The sequence below is a fragment of the Janthinobacterium sp. Ant5-2-1 genome (genome assembly GCF_001445815.1).
Taxonomy (GTDB): Bacteria; Pseudomonadota; Gammaproteobacteria; order Burkholderiales; family Burkholderiaceae_D; genus Janthinobacterium; species Janthinobacterium lividum_E.
Window position 1 is genome coordinate 1 of the sequence record NZ_LNCE01000167.1, and the last position, 1,298, is coordinate 1,298.

A 1,298-nucleotide genomic window follows, 5' to 3' on the forward strand; every position below is an offset into this window, starting at 1 on the left:
ATTGCGACAGGTCATTTTGCCGGCGCGGCCTTTCCGCTGATCCCCGTCGCCGACGGCGCGGGTGAAGTGGCGGCGCTGGGCGACGGCGTCAGCGGCCTGGCCGTCGGCGACCGCGTCATCCCGCACTTCATGCCGAATTGGCAGGGCGGGGCCATCACGCCGCACAACGTGGGCGCAATGCGCGGCGTCACCTTGCCCGGCTCGCTGGCCGAGTACGTGGTCGTCCCCGCTGCCAGCCTGGTCGCCTTGCCGGCCCACCTTGATTTTGTCCAGGGCGCGGCGCTGCCCATCGCGGCGACGACGGCCTGGAACGCCGTGCGTTCGGCGCCAGTGCGCCCCGGATCGGTGGTGTTGTTGTTGGGAACGGGCGGCGTCAGCCTCTTCGCCTTGCAGTTCGCCAAGGCGTCGGGCGCCACAGTGATCCTGGCGTCGTCCAGCGATGAAAAGCTGGAACGTGCGCGCCAGTTGGGTGCCGATCACCTGATCAACTACCGGGCCACGCCCGCCTGGGACACGGAAGTGCTGAAACTGACCGGTGGGCGCGGCGCCGACCTGGTGGTCGAGACGGTGGGTGGCGCCACCATCGTGCGCTCGCTCAATGCGGCGGCGGTGGGCGGCACGGTCTTCACCGTGGGCTTTGTCGGCGGCACGGCCGCCAGCATCGACTTGCTGCCCGTCATCGTCAAGGCTTTGCGCATCGTCGGCAACAATACCGGTTGCGTGGCGGACCTGGCCCAGGCGGCGCAGGCCATCGCTGCGCATGGCATCGTGCCCGTCATCGACCGTGTGTTCAGCATCGACGATACGGCCGAAGCGTATGCGGAGCTGGCTGCCGGCGGACGCCACTTCGGCAAGCTTGCCATCGCGCACTGAGCCGGGGAGGCCAGGTCTTGCCCGGTGATGCTGCCTGGCACGGCCAGTGGAGGAGTCGCCGTCAGGTGGCCACGTGCACTTTTACGTTGGCATCGCGCAAGACCTGGGCAAAGCGGGCCGGCGGCGGCGCATCCGTAAACAAGATATCGATTTGCGCCAGGTCGGCCAGGCGCACCAGCGCCTTGCGGCCGAATTTATGCTGGTCAGCCACCAGCCACACTTCGCGCGACTGCTCGATGATGGCTTGCGCCACCTTCACTTCGCGCGCATCGAAGTCGCGCAGGCTGCCGTCTTCGTCGATGCTGGAAATGCCGATGATGCCGATGTCGACCTTGAACTGGCGGATGAAGTCGATGGTGGCTTCACCCACGATGCCACGGTCGCGTCCGCGCACCACGCCGCCGGCCACGATGACTTCGCAGGCG

The 1,298-nt window shown here is 67.6% G+C and carries 1 protein-coding gene and 1 pseudogene; one reads left to right on the plus strand and one right to left on the minus strand.

Features of this window, described 5'->3' with window-relative positions:
• A partial coding sequence (locus ASN89_RS27185) for a zinc-dependent alcohol dehydrogenase family protein (RefSeq protein ID WP_058051407.1) occupies positions 1-873 on the plus strand: 873 nt, incomplete at its 5' end.
• A gap of 61 nt (positions 874-934) precedes the next feature.
• On the opposite strand, the pseudogene ASN89_RS27190 reads toward ASN89_RS27185, so the two are convergent.
• A pseudogene (locus ASN89_RS27190) lies at positions 935-1,298 on the minus strand (DeoR family transcriptional regulator); the annotation flags it as partial.